Annotated in this window: 8 protein-coding genes; all 8 read right to left on the reverse strand. The window is 66.4% G+C overall.

All coding sequences use genetic code 11. The annotated features are described in order from the left end of the window. Nucleotides 1-8 precede the first annotated feature (8 nt). The gene (locus VLK31_RS24625; protein ID WP_409171083.1) at nucleotides 9-5,684 is read right to left on the reverse strand and encodes a beta strand repeat-containing protein; all 5,676 of its coding nucleotides are present in this window, start codon (nucleotides 5,682-5,684) and stop codon (nucleotides 9-11) included. A gap of 2 nt (nucleotides 5,685-5,686) precedes the next feature. After that, nucleotides 5,687-7,402 carry a ShlB/FhaC/HecB family hemolysin secretion/activation protein gene (locus VLK31_RS24630; protein WP_409171084.1) on the reverse strand — a complete coding sequence of 572 codons (1,716 nt, stop codon included), beginning with the start codon at nucleotides 7,400-7,402 and terminating at the stop codon, nucleotides 5,687-5,689. Nucleotides 7,403-7,764: 362 nt separating this feature from the next. Continuing rightward, nucleotides 7,765-9,795: a CHAT domain-containing protein gene (locus VLK31_RS24635; protein ID WP_409171085.1), complete on the reverse strand. Its 2,031-nt coding sequence runs from the start codon at nucleotides 9,793-9,795 to the stop codon at nucleotides 7,765-7,767. A 427-nt stretch (nucleotides 9,796-10,222) separates the two neighbouring features. Continuing rightward, nucleotides 10,223-10,717 (reverse strand): pentapeptide repeat-containing protein, encoded by a 495-nt coding sequence (locus VLK31_RS24640; RefSeq protein WP_409171086.1) that lies wholly within the window; start codon nucleotides 10,715-10,717, stop codon nucleotides 10,223-10,225. Next, nucleotides 10,714-12,363, reverse strand: coding sequence for a tetratricopeptide repeat protein (locus VLK31_RS24645; RefSeq protein ID WP_409171087.1), 1,650 nt, complete (start codon nucleotides 12,361-12,363; stop codon nucleotides 10,714-10,716). Before VLK31_RS24645 ends, VLK31_RS24640 begins: the two co-directional genes overlap by 4 nt. After that, nucleotides 12,360-13,586, reverse strand: coding sequence for a sel1 repeat family protein (locus VLK31_RS24650; RefSeq protein ID WP_409171088.1), 1,227 nt, complete (start codon nucleotides 13,584-13,586; stop codon nucleotides 12,360-12,362). The genes VLK31_RS24645 and VLK31_RS24650 overlap by 4 nt, the downstream gene beginning before the upstream one ends. A gap of 2 nt (nucleotides 13,587-13,588) precedes the next feature. Further along, on the reverse strand, nucleotides 13,589-15,865 hold the full coding sequence (locus VLK31_RS24655) for a phospholipase D-like domain-containing protein (protein ID WP_409171089.1): 2,277 nt from the start codon (nucleotides 15,863-15,865) through the stop codon (nucleotides 13,589-13,591). Nucleotides 15,866-15,882: 17 nt separating this feature from the next. Then, nucleotides 15,883-18,741, reverse strand: a complete 2,859-nt coding sequence (locus VLK31_RS24660; RefSeq protein WP_409171090.1) for a type VI secretion system Vgr family protein — start codon at nucleotides 18,739-18,741, stop codon at nucleotides 15,883-15,885. Between the last annotated feature and the right edge of the window lie 85 nt (nucleotides 18,742-18,826).

Here is an 18,826-nt window from a genome sequence, read left to right on the forward strand (position 1 = left end):
CCACCCACTCAGAAGTCGGCGCAGCCGTTGCGCCGCTCGGTGTTGACGCAACTCAGCAGGTTGGGCCGCGAGCGCACGCGCGACCATTCGCGCGCCAGAACGTCGCCCGACTGTGATGCGCGGTCGCCGTCCAGCGGACCGGTCGCCAGGCAGATCGGCGCCTGGCCGATGTTGCGGTCGTAGAGGTAGGTGGAGGGCAGCTCGCGCACCACGTCCACCGAAGGCAACACCGGCCGCACGAACACGAAGGCCGGCGCTGCATCCACACGCAGGTCGCCCGGCACCACGTCCACCGAAGGCAACACCGGCCGCACGGACACGAGGGCCGGCGCTGCATCCACACGCAGGTCGCCCGGCACCACCTTCACCGCGTAGCCTGCGGCCGAGGCGAAGGCACCGTCGATCGGGTAGTGGCCCGGCGGGCTGCCGGCGTTGGCGCCGGTGCCTGGCGCGCCGCTGAAGCTTGCGCCGGTGTCGCCCAGAATCAGCCCGCTCACGCTGTACGTGAAGAACGGGTTGGGCGCGCCCTGGGGCCGCGCGGCGTTGTCGATGGTGACGGTGGCGGTGGGTTGCTGCGCGTAGATGAAGTGGTTGCCGCCGGTGGGCACGGTCACCGTGCACAGGCCCAGGTAGGCGCAGTGGTACAGGTTGGGCAAGGTGCCGGTGCCGGCCAGGCCGCCGCGCGTTTCGCCCACCCAGGTGTCGGCCCAGATGCGCCAGGCGCCCCCGCCGATGCCGAAGCCGCCGGGGTTCTGAAAACGTGCCGCCGCCACCAGGTCGGTGCCGCTGCCGCCATTGACAGTCGTGGCCAGCGTCAGGTCATTGGCGAGCGTGCGCACGAACACGGTGTCGGCCGCCATCGAGCCGACGCCGGTCACCGCGGCCTGGTTGCCGGCCGCGTCGAAGCCGGTCACGCTCAGCGCGCCCAGCGTGAGCGCATCGGCGTCCACGTAGCCGAAGCTGCCCGCGGCACTGCCGCTCACGGTGGCCACGTTGTTTGCGGCGTTGCGCAGATCGACCGAGCCTTTGAGCGAACGCGCGAGCAGGTTGGTGGCGGTGATGCTGCCCGCCGCCGATTGCGTGATGTTGCCGGCGGACAGCAGCCCGACCTGCGTGGCGTTGACGGGGCCGTTCACGGCGATGTTGCCGCCCGCGTCGTTCTGCAGCGTCAGCGCGCCCGGTGTGGTGAGCGCGCCGGCCACGGTGATGTCCGCCGCCTGCGTGTTGCTGCCCGCCACGATGGTGGGCGCTGTGAGCCGTGCAAACTCCGCGCCCGACACCGAGAAACCGCCCGTGCCCGCGCCGCCCAGCACGATGGGGGTGGTGGTGGCGTCGAACACCGTGAAGCTGTCGTCCATGCCGCCGGGCCGCAGGTCGATGGCACCGGCCGCGCTCACCGGCGCACCGATCACCAGCGCGTCGGTGCTGCCGTCGTTCAGCGCGCGCAGCACCACGTTGCCGCTGCCCTGCACCACCGGCAGCGCGCCCGGCGCGGTGGGCGAACCGCCGGCCTCGATGGCCACGCCGGTGCCGCCGTTGAGCGAGCGCCCGGTGATCTCGATGTTGCCGCCGCCGGTGGTGACGATGCGGGCACCGTTCTCCAGCCGCACGCCGCTGTCGCCATTGACGGCCGGCGCGGTCGGGTCGTTGTTGAAGTTGTAGCCGCGCAGCGCAATGCTGCCGCTGCCCGTGGTGATGCTGCTGCCGCCGCCCACCAGCACGCCGTGCGAGCCGGCAAAGGTCGACGACGCCTGCCGCCGCGCCACGCCCTGCACGGTGACGTTGCCGCTGGTGGTCGACAGCGCCGACGGCCCGCGGCCGCTGGTGATGACCACGCCGCTGTTCGAGTCCGCCGAGGTGCCGCGAATATCGATGGCGCCGGTGGAGCTGGCCAGCTGCACGCCCGACAGCGTCACGTTGCCGCCCGCAATCTGCACCGCGCCGCCCGCACCCGCGTCGCTCTGGCCCACGCGCGTGTCGATCTGGGAATCGATGAGCGTGACGAAGCCGGTGGGCGCGCCGGCCTGCCCGCTGAACAGCGTGACGGCACCGCCGCCGGTCTGCACCTGCGCGCCGTTCATGAAGACAGAGCCGCTGGTGGGTGTGCCGTCGCCGCGCGCGTTCATCGTGACGCTGCCGCCGCGCGTGTCGATGCTGCCGTTGTAGGTGATGGCGCCGGTGGACGCGGAGGGCGTGCCGTCGGGGTTCACGCCCGCGTTGAACACCACGTTCAGCGGGCCGCCCGTGCCCGACGAGCGAATGGTGGTGCCGACGCCGTTGGCCTGGATGCTGTTGCCGGAGTCCAGCTCAAAGCTCAGCGCGCCGTTGGCCGCCGTGTAGTCGATGAGCACGTCGTTGGCCATCGTGATGCTGCCCGCGCCCGCGCCCGCGCCACCGGTGCCCGTGGTGATCTTCACGCTGGAGCCGCCGTTCAGCGCGGCGTTGATGTCGCCGTCCTGCACGGTCGAATTGGCCAGCGCGTCGAAGGGGTTGGTGGGCAACGTGCCGCCGCCCGTGCCGTTGATGATGGACACGGCAAACGGGTCGATGAGCCAACTGCCGGCCTTGCCCGCGGTGCCTGCGGCGGCTCCAGCGTTCACGCGGATGCCGGTGAGGTCGACGTTGCCGCCCGAGGTCTCCACGAACCCGCCGTTGCCGCCCGCCGTGCCGCCGCGCACCGACAGCGTGCCGTGCGCGCGCAGGCTGTCCTGCGCCAGCAGGCGGATGCTGCCGCCGTTGCCGGTGGCCGAGGCGCTGTCGGCCAGCACCGACTGGCCCGCGGCCAGGGCCAGCATGCCGCCCGTGCCGTCGCTCGCGCGCACCGAGGCCTGCAGGCGCACGTCGCCGCCCGTGCCCACGCCGCGCGCATCGGCCAGCGTGCCGGCCTCGCCATCGAGCCCGCCGGCGTAGATGTTGCGGCCGGTGACGGTGATGGAGCCGCCGGCCACGCTGTTGCTCGCGGTGCTCAGCAGCGCGTCGGCCTGCGTGCCACGCTGCAGCAGCACGTCGCCCGTGCCGCCGTTCACCGTGAGCTGGCCGCCTTCCACGCGCAGGCCCTGGCCCGCGCCGCTGGCGCGGATCCACACCGCGGCGGGCGTGAGGCCTTCGTCGAGCCCGGCCGCGGGCGGCAGCGGTGCGCCGTTGAAGTCGTACACCACGCCGGCGCTGCCGGCAGTGCCCTCGACGTCGATGCGCCGCCCCAGCCCGGCCACGATGCTGGCGTCGCCCACCATCACGCCATGCGACGCGTTGACGGTGGACGACGCAGAGAGCTTGCCGAATTCCTCGTTGTTCAGCAGCGCGCTCAGGTCGGCGCCCTTGCCTTCGATGCGCACATTGCCGCCGGTGGCGATGTCGCTGCCGTTCACCTTCACGCCCGCACCCGCAGTGCGGGAAGACAGCCGCGCCACCGCGTCGCCATCGGACCAACCGCGCGTGGTGCCGGTCAGCGCGATGTCGCCGCTGGACGATGCAATGCGCGTGCGTGCACCGGGGCCGCCTTCGGAGGCGGTGCGGCCGATGTCCACGCCGCTGCCGGTGAGCCCGCCCACGCCGTCGATGGTGATGCCGCCGCTGCCGCTGAGAATTTCGGTGCTTGCGAGCAGCACGCCGGTGCTGCCCGACAGCGTGGAGCTGGACAGCAGCGTTCCGCCCAGGCCGCGCAGGCTGATGCTGCCGCCCTGCGTGCAGCTGGTGGCGCCCACGGCGCAGGTGGAGATGCGCCCGCCGCTCACCTGCACGCCGGCGCTGTCGAAAGGCACGCCGCTGTAGTCGTTGTCGATGTAGCCGACGGCGCGGCCGTTGAGCGCATCGCTCTGGCCGTAGAAGCGCACATTGCCGCCGTTGGTCTCGATGGTCGCGTCGGTCAGCATGATGGGCGCGAGCGGTGCTGCGAAGGCGACGGCAATCGGCGCGTCGCCGGCGGGCAAGGCCGCACCGAAAGCATCGGCGTTGAAGTCGACGTTCAGCGCGCCGGTCTTCGACTGGATTGCGGAGCCCGCCATCATCGAAATGCCGGTGGCCGAATCCACGCGCAGCGAAGCATTGCCGCCCTCGCTCTTCACCACCTGGGCGGCGGTGTCGAACACCACGCCCAGCGCTTGCTGCCCGCCTTCGGCATTGCGCGCGTTGCTCGAAAGCACCACGTCGGTCGACCGGCCGAGCGCGTTGCCCAGGGCCTGTGCGCTGACCTGGCTGGCGTCCGCGCCGCTCGCGTTGACATAGCTGCCGGGGTCGTACGCCGGCGCCTTGGAGGTCACGACGATCTGCTTGTCGGACTGCAGCGTCCACTGCCCGTTGGTGGCGCCACTGGTGGCGCCACTGCTGCCGCCGCCCGCGGCCGACACCGCGAGATCGTCACCAACCTCGACGGCATTGGCGCTGGTGAAAATCTTGCCGCCGGCACCCGACCCCGCGCCACGCGCCGAGAGTTCGCCCGACAGATGCAGCCCCAGCACGGTGGCCGGCGGTGCTTCGCTGCCGGTGCCCGGCAATGCCGCGTAGCTGGCCGCCTCGATGCGAATGTCGCCGCCCGCCGCATTGCCGGCCAGGCCGTCGGCGCGCAGCGTGGCATTGGGCGCGACCGCCATGCCCGTGAGCGCAGCGAGCCGCACCGTGCCGCCGCCAGCCTGGCCGCTGGCGTCCAGCGTGGCGTCTTCCACGCGCACGCGGCCACCCGACACGTCGATCCTGCCGCCCGCCACGGTGCCGCTCGACGTGGCGTCCAGCGTGCCGCTCACGCGCAGCTCGTTGTCGCTGCCCGCGCCCAGCACGATCTCGCCGTTCTTCACGCCCAGCGAACGCGCGCGCACCATGCCGGTCTGGTTCACCACCAGGTCGCCGACCGTGGTCGACTGGCCCACCAGCACCACCCGGCCACCGTCGGCCTGCAGCGTGCCGCTGTTGGCGACGGAGGCCTTGGTGGCCATCGAGTCCGGCGTGATGGTGAGGTTGGTGAGGCCGTCACCCGCCAGGTCGAGCGTGATCTTGCGCCCCGACGCCAGCGCCACCGTCTGGCCGTCCGCCGTGATGCTGCCGGCGTTGCTGACACCGGCGCCCATCAGCACCACCGGGCCGCCGCTGGCGCTGATTGCGCCGAGGTTGGACACGGTTTTGGCGTTGGCGTCGAGCCGCTCGAAGGTGAAGCTCTTCGTGCCTTCCAGAAAGCTCGGGTCGCTGGTGCTCATGGCCAGCGTCGAGGCCAGCAGGCCGCCGACGTTGACGCTCGCGCCCGCGCCGAACAGCACGCCGTTGGGGTTGATGAGAAACACGCGGCCGTTGGCGTTGATCTGGCCGGCGATGGTCGACAGCTCGCTGCCGGTCACGCGGTTGAGCAGGATGCTGGCCACGCCCATGGTCTGCTGGATGTTGACCGCGTCCTTCGCGCCGATGGAGAAACTGTTCCAGTCGATGATGGCGCGCAGCGTGCTCTGCGAGATGCCCAGCGCCTGCCCGCCGGCGGCGGTGGCCGTGGTGGTGGTGCCCACCGTGACGCCGCCCTGCGTGACGAAGCGCCCCGGCTGAAAGCTCGGCAGCACGGTCTGCGCCAGCGCGGGCGCCATGCCCATGCCCATGCAGATGAGCGACAACGCGAGCGGGCGCAGCGGGAGGCGCGTCGCATGCTGCACCGGCTGCGGCATCGAGTGCCGCATCGGATGCCGGATTTGGAGTGTGCGTGGCTTCATGGTCAGAACGCCTTTTGGAGCTGGACATACAGCCGCGGGCCGCTGCCACCGCCGCCGCCGTCGGTCTGCGCGCGCGGTGTGCCGTCGCGCCAGGCCAGGGTGGCGTTGATCGAGAAATTGCCGGGGCGCGACCAGCTCACGCCAACGCCGTAGCCACGCAGGCTGCGCGCGTTCTCGCCGTCGAGCAGCGAGGGCCGGCGCGCCAGCTTGCCGCGCGCCGCGTCGTAGAACACGAAGGGCGTGAGCTCTTCGTTCACCGACCAGCGCCATTCGACCGTGCCGATCAGCCCCTGGTCGGCCAGCAGCTCGCCCGACGGGTAGGCGCGCACCGCGCGCGCGCCGCCGAGCGCGAGCTTTTCGGACGCGTCCAGGTTCTTGCTGGCCCACTGCCCGCCAATCGACAGGTACAGCGAATGCCGCGGCACGATGGCCTGCAGGCGCGACAGCTGAAAGCTGGCCTTGCTGAAGCCGCCTTCGGTGCGCCGCCCGCCGAAGGCCTGGTCGTCCGCCAGGCTCTGCGGATCGCGGATGGACAGCGAGCCGTGGTACAGGGTGCCCGAGCTGGCCCAGTAGCCGCCGCCCAGCACGTCGTCGCGCCGCTCCCAGGTCCACCCCAGGCCGAGGCCGCGCACGCGCTTCTTCGAGTTGAGCTCCACGGCGCGAATTTCGTCGGTCAGGTCTTTCACATCGGCGCTCAGGCGCAGAAAGAGGTTCTGCTGCCGCTGGCGGATCAGCGGATAGTTGATCGACGCGTCGAACACGTTGGCGCGGCCTTGCGCTTCAAGGTCGGCGAACTGTCCGCCCAGCTCGTAGCTCACGCGCGACAGGCCCATGCCCGCGCGCAACCCGCTGGTGCCGATGGGCGCCTCGTAAGAGACGCGGCCGAACTGCAGCGCGTTGCCGTTGGACAGCAGCACGCGCGCGTCGAGGTTGTCGCCGATGCCGAACGGACTGAGCCAGCGCGCGGTGCCGCCCACGCGGTAGCGGCCCGACTCCTTGGTGCCGTGGTTGTCGGCCTCGCCGGTGAAGGCCCAGCGCGGCGCGGCGGCCACTTCGACGGACAGGTCGGTGGTGCCGGTTTGCCCGCCTTCCTGCAGGCCGGAGGACACCTTGATGCCGGGCTGGTCGGACAGCAGCAGCATGGCGCGTTCGTACGCCGGTGCGCTCACGGCTTCGCCGGGTTGCAGCGGTGCCAGGAAGCCGCGCACGCGCGCCTCGCTGATCGGCGCATCGGGCGCGACGAGCACGTCGACTTTGCCGAGGCGGCCTTCGATGACGCTGATCTCCACGACGCCGTCGCGCACGGTCTGCACGGGCACGACGGCCTGTGCGAGGAAGTAGCCACGCTCCTTGTAGCGTGCGGTGATGGCCTTGGCGAGTTCTTCGAGGTCTCCCAAGGTGACGTCGCGGCCGATGTAGGGGGTGGTGATGGACTGCAGTTCGTCGTTGCTCAGTGCTTTCACGCCGTTGAGCCGCAGGTCGTTGAGTTTGAATGTCGGGCCGGTGGGTTGTGGCTGTGCCGGCAGGCTCTGCGGCGCGACGGCTCCGGTGGCCTGGGTCAGCGGGCGGGCGCAGGTGTCGCACGGGTCCTGGGTGGGGCGCAGCGTGTTGGTGTCTGTGTCGCTGGCGTGCGTGCGTTGAGCTGTCATCAGCAACGCGGCGCTGACCAGGGCGGTGACTGCGAATGCGGCGTTTTTGGAGCTTTGACTAGCGCGCATGGCTTGGCTCCGTCTTTTGCTGGTGTGCTGTGAGGATTCGTTCAGGGCGTGTGCACGGGGCGCGTTGTTCAGGGCGTGTGCACAGGGCGCCGGGTACTCCCCTCCGCGAATGTCCCCCGCTTCGCTCCTCCTTTATTTCGCTGCGGGGAGTACCCGACGCCCTGTGCACTGGGCACGCTCCGTGTGTTCGCCGATCAACTCCGGCTCTGATGACGCACACGCCGATGGGGTGCCTTGCGCAGCGAAATAAAGGAGGAGCGAAGCGGGGGACATTCGCGGAGCAAGGCACCCCGTCGGCGTGGGCGCGCCCTGAACAGCGGCCTACAAAAAACAAGACGCAAAGAAAAGAACAAGCGCTCATCTCAGCTCCCCACCGTCAGACGCCAATTGCCGATCAGGTTGAACGGCGCCCAGAAGAAGGGGTGTGACATCTTGGGGTCCTTCAACACAGCGAGCTGCCCCGCCTGCATCGCCTTCTGAATGTCACGGCCCTTCGCCAACTCGCCGTACAGCGTGCTCATCAGCACCGCCGTGGCGTCGTCGGACACGGGCCAGAGCGAGGCGATCAGGCTGGAGCTGCCGGCCGAGAGAAACGAGCGCGTGAAGCCCAGCACCTCGTCACCCTGCGCAATGCGCCCCAAGCCCGACTCGCAGGCCGACAACGTCACCAACGCCGTGCCGTCCATCGGCAACTCAAGGATCTCGTGCGCCTCCAGAAAGTTTTGCTTGCCACCCTCGTTGGCCAACAGGATGCGCGAATACAACGGGTCGACCGCATCGGCCTCCGCATGCGCCGCCACATGCATCAACGGCGAGCGCGCGGCCACCTCGCGGAACTGGGTCTTGGTGGCGGCGGCGCCCATGTACACCGTGTTGCGCGGGAACAGCTGCGCCAGTTGCTTCACCTCGGCCTCGGCGCCAGGCAGGTCGTACTTGTCCTCGATGCGCGGATTGCCGAAGGCCACCAGCGAGGCGTTCACGCGCGGCGTGCGCTGCGCCAGTTGCACCGCGATGCTGATCGACGGCGCCACGGCCACCGGGTGGGTTTCGATGATGTAGCGGCCGTCCAGCCGCAACGCCTGAAACGGCAGGTAATGCAACGGGCCGTGCGGCACCACGATCAGCCGCTGGCCCGGCACCAGGCCCAGCGGGCCGAGCAGCGCGGCGCCCAGTTTGTCGGCGTTGGCAATGGCCGTGCGGCGGCCACGCACGATGGAGTTGCGAAAGGTCTCGACCAGCTCGTTGAGGTCGTCGCGCTTCACCGCCACCGTCTTCTCGGCAATGTCGGTGGGGCTCACGACCCACACCACCAGGCGGTCGGGCAGCGAATGGAACTGCACCACGCGCTCGTCGGGCGCCAGCGTGCGCTGCAGCACCGCCAGGTCGATGGTGGTGGCAGCCTGCTCGCTGATCTTCGCGCGGCCACGCACCGCGTCGAGCAGCGCGCGCGAACGGCTGTGCTCGCTCACCTCGAAGGCCTGGCGCGCATCGCCCGCGTCGCTGTACACGGCCACGCCGCGCTCGAACACGGTCTGCAGGTCGGAGAACAGGCCCATCTTGAATTCTTCGCTGCGGAACTTGGCGCGCACCTTGTTGATGTCGCCCAGCGCGCGGCCCACGGCCTCGGCCGCGGCCTGCTTCTGGCCCAGCGCCAGCTCGCTGCGCGCCACGCCGTCCCAGGCCCAGAGGCGGTAGTACTCGGTGTCGACACCCACCTGGCGCGCGGTGAGCGCGCGGTACATGTCGCGCGCCGCGGCCGGCTTGTTCTCGGCCAGCAGCAGGCGCGCGCGGGTGCGGTCGAGCAAGGCGGTGAGCGGCGCGTCCTTCGGCGGCGCCATGGTGGCGAGCACCGTGCGCGCGCGCGCCGGGTCGCCCGACTCGATCAACGCGTTGACCAGCGAGGCCTGCACCAGCGGCGCATAGCGCGGCGAGCTGTTGGCCAGCGCCTCGTCGTAGCTGAGCACCGCGCCGGCAAAGTCGCCACGGCGGGTGCGCACGTCGCCGATCACCTTCTGCACCGGGCCGACCACCAGCTTGGGGTCGCGCGCCGGATGGCGTAGCGCCTCGCGTGCGAACTCCTCGGCCTTTTCGAGTTGGCCCGAGTAGCTGTAGACGATGGCCAGGTCCCGGTTGGCCATGGCCAGCAGGTTGGGGTCGTTGGTAGCGTTGGCCAGGTGCAGCGCCTTGCTGGCGGCACGCACGCTCTGGCGAAACTCGCCGGCCTCGGCCAGCGCGACGGCCTGGCTGCAGTACTGGTAGCCCGAAAGCTTGACCTTGTCCTCGCCGTAGAGCACCGCGCCCTGGCTGGTCAGGGCCAGCAGGTTGTCGGTGTCGTCGAGCCGAGACTGTTCCATCTTGCTGCCCGCAGCCTCGGCGTTGGAGACCGCTTGCACCGAAGGCTGTTGCTGCTGTTGTTGTTGCTGTGCCGATGCCGCAAGGCTGAAGAACAGCGCCAGACAGCCTGCACAAGCGACCGCCCCGACAGCCCCCGCAACACTTGCAGGAGCACGCGCACGAAGGCGCGCCGGGTGCACCCATTCCCATCTCGAAAACCAAGCCATTGGACCCCCGCACATGGCCCGTATGAGCCCGCCGTCAGCGGGCCGTGAGCGTCGCAGAAGTGCGCGCCGTTCAGGGCTCGGGGCGAGTCTAGGAGCGAGGGGGTACCGCGCCTATTCGCAATACGGTCTAGCGCGAATGGACTAAGCGGAGGTAGCCGGCCATGCCTTGTGCCAATTATCAAAAAAAACGGTTGCCGAAGACACCCGCGCTGGATATTGCCCACCGTGCCGTGCACCACCGGCACACGCCGCCGTGTTCTCAGTTGATGCGCGCGTTGCTGAGTTCCAGGTGTTGAAAATTGCTGCCCGTGAAGTCCACCTGATCGCCTTGCAGGTTGCGCCCTTCAATGGTGGTTCCCTTGCAGTCCAGGATGCCCACGCGCAGCCAACGGCCGCCATCGAAAGTCAGGCCTTCCCACGTGCAGCCCACGAACGTGCAGTGACTCCAATCGGCGCCATCAAACGACGAACTCCTGAATATGCAGCCAGTGAAGGTGCACCCCGTCATGCGCATCTGCTCGAAGTCGCACTTGCTGAAAGCACATCCATCGAACTGGCACGAGGACCAATGCGCCGCCTTGAACGTCGTCGCCGAAAAACTGCTGCCAGAAAACGTGCTGGCGGAAAACGTGATCAGGTCGAGGTCGAGCCCGGCGTAGGCATTGGCATCGCTTTGGCCGGCCAGGCCAGCAGGCGCTCCGCCAAGCCCTTTGCGCCACTTGTCGTGAGCGAGGATTGTTTGTTGTGTGCTCACGCCTTGCGCTTTCCTTGCTCGCCGTGCAAATCTGTCAGCGTCACATCCACGATGCCGTTGCTTCGAGGCTGATTGGCGTTGTCCAGCCACGTCCAATGCACGTCATGCGGATCGAGGTCGATGTACTGATCCCTGGGCATCGGAAAAGACTGATCCTTGGTCACGTAGGCCATGCGATCCCAGCGGTCGTAGAGAGCGGCCAGCGGATGCGCCTTTCCCGCCTGGCCAAACCACACGCCGGTGCGCGGACAAGGCATGCCGCCCCGGCAACGCAGCAGCAGTTCGGGGGCCCGGGTCATGCGCGCAATGCCCTGCGCGACGCGGGGGTGAACGGCCACCGTCGCCGCCACGGCCACGCCAAGAAAGTGCCAGACAGTGCGGGGCGCGATTCCGGCGTACTCGCCCATGCTCGAACGGTCCATCGCCTCGAAGGCCTCGCCCTTGTCGTACCGCTGAGGCACCTGGGCGTGTTCCCAGGCTTCCTCATGCTTGCGATGGACGGCATACAACCGAGGCATCCAATAGCCGCTGTACGGCACGAGCGCATTGACTTCCACGGCGCCCAAAGGGTGGACCGGCCGACGCAGCACATGGCCCTGCGGAAAATGAGCGCGCCCGGTGCGCTGCGAGCCGGGGGTGGGCTGCACCTTCGGGGCGATCACCAGGCCCTTGGCGGCATCGACGAGGGTGTCGCGCTGGCCGTCCCAGGTGGGCAACTCGGCCGGCGGCAGTGGCAGCACCTTGTCCAGGTTGGGGAAGCGAAGGTCGGGGTTGAGTTCGAGGGCCGCTCTCAATTCTCGATAGCGGTCTGCGCGAGCTGTGTCAATCGTGTTGCCGGTTAGCGGTTCTATTTCATCGAAACTGACGGAGAGATTGCGTGCGCTTTCCTTGCTTCCAAACTTCACGCCATCGTGATAAATCCGAAGCGCACGGGCATACTCTTTCGCGGTGTTTCCGTCCGTGTTTTCCAACGACAAGGCCAACTCGAACGCGGCATTGCCATTGCCCTGCGCAAAGCCGCATTCCAACATCTTGAGTCCCACCTTGCTATTGCCCCAAAACCCCTGACTGGGGTTGTCGTAAGCCGCATCTAATTTCGGCCCCAAATAGGCCTGCGCCGCCGCACTGCCCATGTCGGCCGCCAACTGCCAGAACGCGTAGGCTCGACTGGTGTCACCCTTCACACCGATGCCACGCTGGTGGTAAGTGCCCATCTTGTCGAAGGCCGCAGGCACGCCTCTTTTCATCAGACCTTCGATGATCAAGACCGCCTGCTCGGTGTCGCGTGGCACTCCCAACCCTTGCTCATACAGCCCCGCTAGATTCATTGCGGCCTTCCAATGCCCAAGATCGGCTGCTTTCTTCCACAGTTCAGCCGCATTCACGTAGTCCCGCTTGTCAGGCCACAGGTCGTAGCTGGTCGCCGCCAGGCCTTGCTGGAAAAGTGCTTCCGCTTCCGATGTGATGGGCGGATTCGCGTCCGCCTCGTATTTGCACGTGAACTCGGCCCGATGTGGATCGAAAGCTTTGAGGTTCGTATTGCGTGGAAGGTTGATCATGTTGCAGGCAGTGAGACTAAAAATGGCGAGGACGATGACCAACACCAACGGGGGCCAACGAAGAAGCGAGGCGCGATACATGCTCATCCCAAACGGATGCTGCTGAAGCGTTCGCCACAGAACTTGACGATGGAGCAGGACCGAGGGTCACCCGCAGATTTGCGATGGACTGCATACAACCGAGGCATCCATTTGCCACCGTGCGGCACGAGCGCATCGACTTCCGCGGCGCCCAAAGGTTGGGCCGGCCAACGGAGCACCTGACCTTGCGTAAAGTGAGCGCGCTCGGTGCGCTGCGAGCCGGGTGTCGGTTGTACCTTCGGAGCGATCACCAAGCCCTTGGCGGCATCGATCAGGGTCTCGCGCTGGCCGTCCCAGGTGGTCAACTCGTCGGGCGGCAGTGGCAGCACCTTGTCCAGGTTGGGGAAGCGAAGGTCGGGGTTGAGTTCGAGGGCCGCTCTCAACTCTCGATAGCGGTCTGCGCGGGCTGTGTCGATCGTGTTGCCGGTTAGCGATTCAATTTCACCAAAGTCGACTGACAGGTCCCGCGCACAGTCCTTGCTGCCGAATTTCACACCGTCGTGATAGATGCGAAGGGCGCGAGCGTAATACTCTGACGTCTTCCCTTCTCTGTTCGCAAGCGTCATGGCCAATTCATACGCGCCATCTCCGCTACCTTGCGCAAATGAACATTCAAGTATCTTGAGCGCGATCTCGCGGTTACCCCAGAATCCTTGGCCGGGGTTGTCGTAGGTGCCCTTCAACTTTGCGCCGAGATATGCCTGCGCTGCTGAACTGCCCATGTCGGCCGCCAACTGCCAGAACGCGTAGGCACGACTCGTGTCACCCTTCACACCGATGCCACGCTGGTGGTAGGTGCCCATCTTGTCGAAGGCCGCAGGCACGCCTCTTTTCATCAGACCTTCGATGATCAAGACCGCCTGCTCGGTGTCGCGTGGCACTCCCAACCCTTGCTCGTACAGCCCCGCTAGATTCATCGCTGCCTTCCAGTGCCCCAGGTCGGCTGCTTTCTTCCACAGTTCAGCCGCATTCACGTAGTCCCGCTTGTCAGGCCACAGGTCGTAGCTGGTCGCCGCCAGGCCTTGTTGGAAAAGTGCCTCCGCTTCCGATGTGATGGGTGGGTTCGCATCCGCCTCGTATTTGCATATGAACTCGGCTCGATGCGGATCGAAGGCTTTGAGGTTTATATTGCGTGGAAGGCTGATCCTGTTGCAGGCAGTGAGGCTAAAAATGGCGAAGACCATTGCCAACACCAAGGCGGGCCAAAGACGAAGTGCTGTGCGTTGCATGCTCATCCCAATCGAATGCTGCTGCTGCGTTCGTCATAGAACGAGACGAGGAAGGATGTAAGAGATTGGCCCTTGCGTTTATTGACGAAGTTGGTGCCAGCCTCTTTCTCCCAGCGATCGAACGTCTTTGACATCACCACCTGATCTGTCGCATCGCTGCCACCGTCAAATCGTTTGGTGTGCTGCTTCCACACCCTCTGGCGCAAGTCCTTGGCCTTCTCCGCGTTGTCGCTCGCGATATTGATTTCGCTGTCCACCGCGAAGCTGCGCAGATTCAGATTCGCACTGCCCAGCGTGAACATGCTGTCGTCGATGATCATCAGCTTGCTGTGGATGTAGACCTCGCGGTAGCGTTGGGCGGTCGCCTCCTTGATCTGCTTGCTTCGATCGGGCGGCAGTGCAGGCGGCACACCGCTGTCGCTCGAACTCGGCCACCCGCCAGCATTGATGCTGCGGGCCCTGGCTTCGGCCTGAGCAGCCTGATGGCGATCCCACTCCTTCTTTTGCTGCGCATACCGCCGCTGCTCTTCTTCAGCCTTGCGGACCGCGGGAGTTTCGGCCAGCGACCAGGACGGGTCATGGCTCCACAGGCTGGCGACCAGGGTACGCATGCCCAACGTTTGGGCCAGTTGGTCTCGCACCGCTTGGCTGTCCTTGCTGACGCCTGTTTGCTTGTGGCTTTGCGCAATCCCGGAGAGTGGCTGCGGCTGTCCTGGATACACGGGAGGCTGAAGTTCGCGACTCTGCCCCGACTCGTAGGCTCGACGCCGCCTTTTGAAGTCTTCCAGATCCTGCTCAGCTTTGGCATGGCGATCCAGTTCTCTTTGAACCATCTTGTCCTGATCAGGCATCGAGTCGGCGTGCCCCAGTTCGGTCACGACGTCATGCGTGCGCGGCACCATGAACCCGTGCTCGGGCGTCGGGGTGACCACCATCACATGCAATACAGGCAACTTGGCCATGGGGACCTTGGCAGTCGCACAGCCTTGCACGTGGTCTTGGCGCAGGCTCTTCAGTGCACGCGCCCAGTCAGCGTTCTGGAAATACTGGTTCTCGATGTAGACGTAGTTGCGCGCAAAGCTGCCCGCCTGGTAGTACAGCCGGCTGATGGAGCGCTCGCTGCCTTCTTCCGCGGGGAGCGTGCGCAGAATCTGCGCCCGCTGAAAGGGCGCCGTGAGATTCTTGATGAGATTTTTGGGCGGTCTGTTCAGGTCGATGGCGCGGCCTTGGATCGCACTGCCGGCACCCGGCCCCTCGACTCTGGCGGTGTTCCACGCATCGGTGAAGTTCTTGCACACCGCCACAACGGCATCGCCTTCCACGCGGCATACAAAGTCCTGATACGGCTTGAGCGATGGCTGGCCCGAACTGGCGGACTCCCAGCCCTTGCCCACGGAGTGATCCTTGTCGTCACCCTCGAAATTTCGGCCGCGCCTGAAGTCGTTGAAGATGTGTTCTTCGGTGTCCCAATAGTCCGTCACCGAGTTCAGACCCATGACATACGCACGCGGGTTCTCGCCCTCGTAGTCGATGACGATGGTTTTCTGATGGTGGGTTGCCACCAACTCGAAGCTGATGCGTTCTGCGCTGCCTGGAGCGGCTCCGCGGTCCTTGCCCTCGCCCTTGAGGCTGTCCATCACGGCGGCATTCACGCCGCCGCGCGTGCGCAACGACAGGCCGGCTATTTTTCCGGCCAACGCATCCCGCCACCAGGCGCTGTTGAACATCTCCCGCCTGTCCAGATCTGTCGGAGCCGCCCGCGGAGCGAGGTTGAGTTGGGCCGAGTTGCCGCGCGGCTCGGCCCGCATCCTGGCGCGCACGTCGGGGTCGACCACGGGGCTCTGGCGTTCGTACTTGCCAACGCTCTTGTAGCCCGGCATGTTGTTGGCGATGGCGCTGCCAAGCGTGTCATGCCACACCAGCAAGCGCACCTGGACTTTCTTCTTGCTCTTGTTGAGCTTGCCCTGCGTGGCGTCGCGCAACAGATCGCCCCAGGTCACGCCGCGCGGCCATTCCTTGATTTCGCGTATCAGCTCCATGGCCGGATCGAAACCCCAGAACGCAAGATCGATGGAGTGTTCGGCCGCCTGGATGTCTTCGGCGATGCGCTTGAAGCTGTCCTCGCCGCAGATGTAAACCGTCAGGTTATTGAAATGAAAAACGGGCGTCTTTGCGTCTTCGTTCTTTTCGAGCTTCCACTGAACGCTGCCAGTGGCCGTGCAACTGACATCGCTGAGCGGAATTGTGGATTTCTGCTGGGTATCGGGAGGGCTGGACATGGGGGAATCTCCTGGCTTCAGACTTCGCCCTCACCGCCTTGGCGGTGCAGGTAGTGTTGATGACGGTCTTGAGGCGCGTCCTGCGCCGCACGGAAACCCTGGGCCGCCAGCTTCTGGTCGATGCCCCGCAATTGCGCGGTGACCGGCAGTTCGAATTCATTGCCATTGGTCAGCTTGATCTTGTAGACACCGGTGCTGGACCGATGGTCTTCAATCAGCACTTGCCCCTGCGCATCGGTGACGCCCTTCCTGACTTCGGCGCCGTCCTTGTAGAGGGTGAAAGGCTCCATCGCGATGGGACGTCCGTCTTCTGCGTGCGAGCGCAGAACGAAGCTTCTCGCGGTCTTGTCGTCGTTCAGGCTGGAACTGCCGCTCAAGGGGGCCGTGGGCGCATTCTTCGGGCCGGTCATGCTGTGCGTGGCCGCATAGACCCGGTGCAGGCCTTGGGTGCCGCCTTCGATGCCGCCGGCATCGAGCTTGAAGTAGCTGCCGCCGCCATTGAGCTTGAGCTCCTTGCGCGCGGTGATGCTGATCGACTCCGCCGTCTGCGTGATGTTGAGCTGGGCCATCACGCTGATGCTGTCTTTCAGCGCCTTGATTTCAATATCTCCGCCAAAGGCGATGAAGCGCATGCCGGCCTTGTAGGCAAAGAGGCGCACCGCCTGCTTCGCGCTGGCGAGGAGCGATTGCCCTGCAGAGATGCTGGTGTGCTTGCCGCTCGTGAGGGCGATGTGCTCACCGGCCTGAACATGCGTGCTCTGCGCGCTGGTGCTCTGGATGCCTGCAGGAGATGCCAGTACAAGGTGGGGTTCGTCCAGTTCGGGGAAATGCCCGGCTTCGGGATTGGCTGGTTTGCCAGCGCCCTTGATGGCGTCGTTCTGCTCTTTCAGTGCCTGGGTGACCTGATCCTGATCGCCTGCATCCTGGGCCTTGGCTTCCTGCGCGGCGGCCCCCAACGAGCCGTGCAGGCCGTGGCCCTGCGTGAGCCGTGCCACCGTCTCGCCCATGTCGGTGATGTGGGCCTGCGCCCTGGGGCGCGGCTCGGTGGAAATCAGCAGGCCGTCTTTGGCGCGCAACGCGCCATGGCCGTCCGTGCGCAGTTCGAAGCCTTGGCCTCGCTGATCCTTGCGGCCCGCATGGTCTTCGACACGGGCAATGTGGCCCAGGCTCAACTGGCTGTGCTGGTGGTCGCTCTTGAGCTGCGTTTGAATTTCCCCGGCGGTGTCGTCCATCAGCAGATGGTTGCTGCGGCCCGCCGCGCTGTTGCCGCCTTCTTTACTCAACTCTCGGCTGCGAAAGCCCGAAAGCGCGCTTTGGTCCGGCAAGTGCCACGGCGGCTGGTTCAGCTGGTTGTGTACGCGGCCCGTGCAAATCGGCAGATCAGGATCACCTCCGAAGAAGTCGACCACCACCTCCTGCCCGATGCGCGGAACATGGACACCACCCAACTGATTGCCAGCCCACGGCGAGCTGACACGCAACCAGCAAGTGCTGTGCTGGTTCTTCTGGCCGACGCGATCCCAGGGGAACTGAACCTTGATGCGACCGAGCTCGTCGGTCCAGATGTTCTTGCCCTCGGGACCGACAACGAGCGCCGGTTGAGGGCCCCCGGTTCGGGGTTTGGCACGCGTCAGTACCGGCCGCAAAGTTTCAGCGGCCGGATGGGCCGTGAAGTCGACCTGCACGCGCCACTGCTGCGTTCGGTCGGGCGCTGCCCCGTTGGCCTGGCTTTCCTGCCCGACGTTCTCGATCACGAAGTGGGTGTCGAGCAGCAGGTATTCAGCGTTGGCTTTCTGGCGAGGGTGCTTCTGCAGCTTGAACGTGCAGCCCGGAACCATGCCCCGGAGATTGCCGCTGGCTTGCGCACGCGCACCGTGGGTGCGCAGTGCCTGCATGCGCAACTGGGCCAGCAACCGGCCTTCTCCGTGCGGATCGTTGGCGCCGGCCGTGCCCGCGAGAGGCTGGGCGTAGTGGCTGCCTGCATGCCCGTCGTGCCATTGGTAGACCTCGCCATCGGCCTGCCCCGTGGGTCGTGGGTCTTTGCGGCTGGCACTCAGGTCGGCGCGTGGCCGGGTGTAGTCGAAGTCGCGCGTGGCGTACCGCCCGCTGGTGAGGTGATGGGCCGGAGCGAAGCTGTGCACGTACTCGGCATCGATCTTCCATCCAGGCGCGTGGTACTCGACCTGGTGGTACGCGGCACTGTCCGTCTGCTTGTAGGCGCCCATGGCATCGGCCAGGACCAGGCGATGCCTGTCGTTGGAATGTTCGTGGTGGTAGCTGATGCCCCACTCCTGGCACAGCCGCTCGAAGAACGCGAAGTCGCTCTCGTTGTACTGAACCTGGTATTCGCGCACCGGGTAGGTTTCGAACAGGCGCTTGTCGACGGGAAAGGCGTAGTCGGCCAGCAACTCGTCGAAGATCTCGACCACGGTCTTGTTCTGGAAGATCCTGCAGTCGGTGCTGAGCGTGGCCAGATGCAGCCATGGGCGCAGCGTGAGCTTGTACTGCACGTGTCGCCCTTCTTCTCCCCACAGCGCTGCATCGGTGATCAAGGCATTGATCTGCCGGACACCGGCGCCGATGTGATCCGTGCTCGCGCCCACGGCACCCGCAACGAAGGTGCCCGATCCGTCCAGCTCGATCGTGCAGGTGATTTCGCGGCCGATGAAGCCGTCAAGATCGAAGTCCGCCGCACCGCTTGCGCCGAGGTTCAGAGCGTCGGGTGTCTTCAGGAGCAGTTCGTACGCGAACAGGCTGTTGATGCCCTCTTGGCCAGAGAGCCGTATGGGCTCCAGCGCCGGCTTGCCGAGCACGATGGGAATGGCGGGCGAATGAATCGTGAGCGTGCGCGAATGCGCACCATCGAAAACGGACATGAGGCCTCCCCGGCATGCCAGCCTCTCATGTCGAGGGCTGGTCTGCGGCAATTATGGGAGGCTGCGAATCGGCGCAACTGCAGCG

This window comes from Variovorax sp. H27-G14 (genome assembly GCF_046156345.1).
Taxonomy (GTDB): Bacteria; Pseudomonadota; Gammaproteobacteria; order Burkholderiales; family Burkholderiaceae_C; genus Variovorax.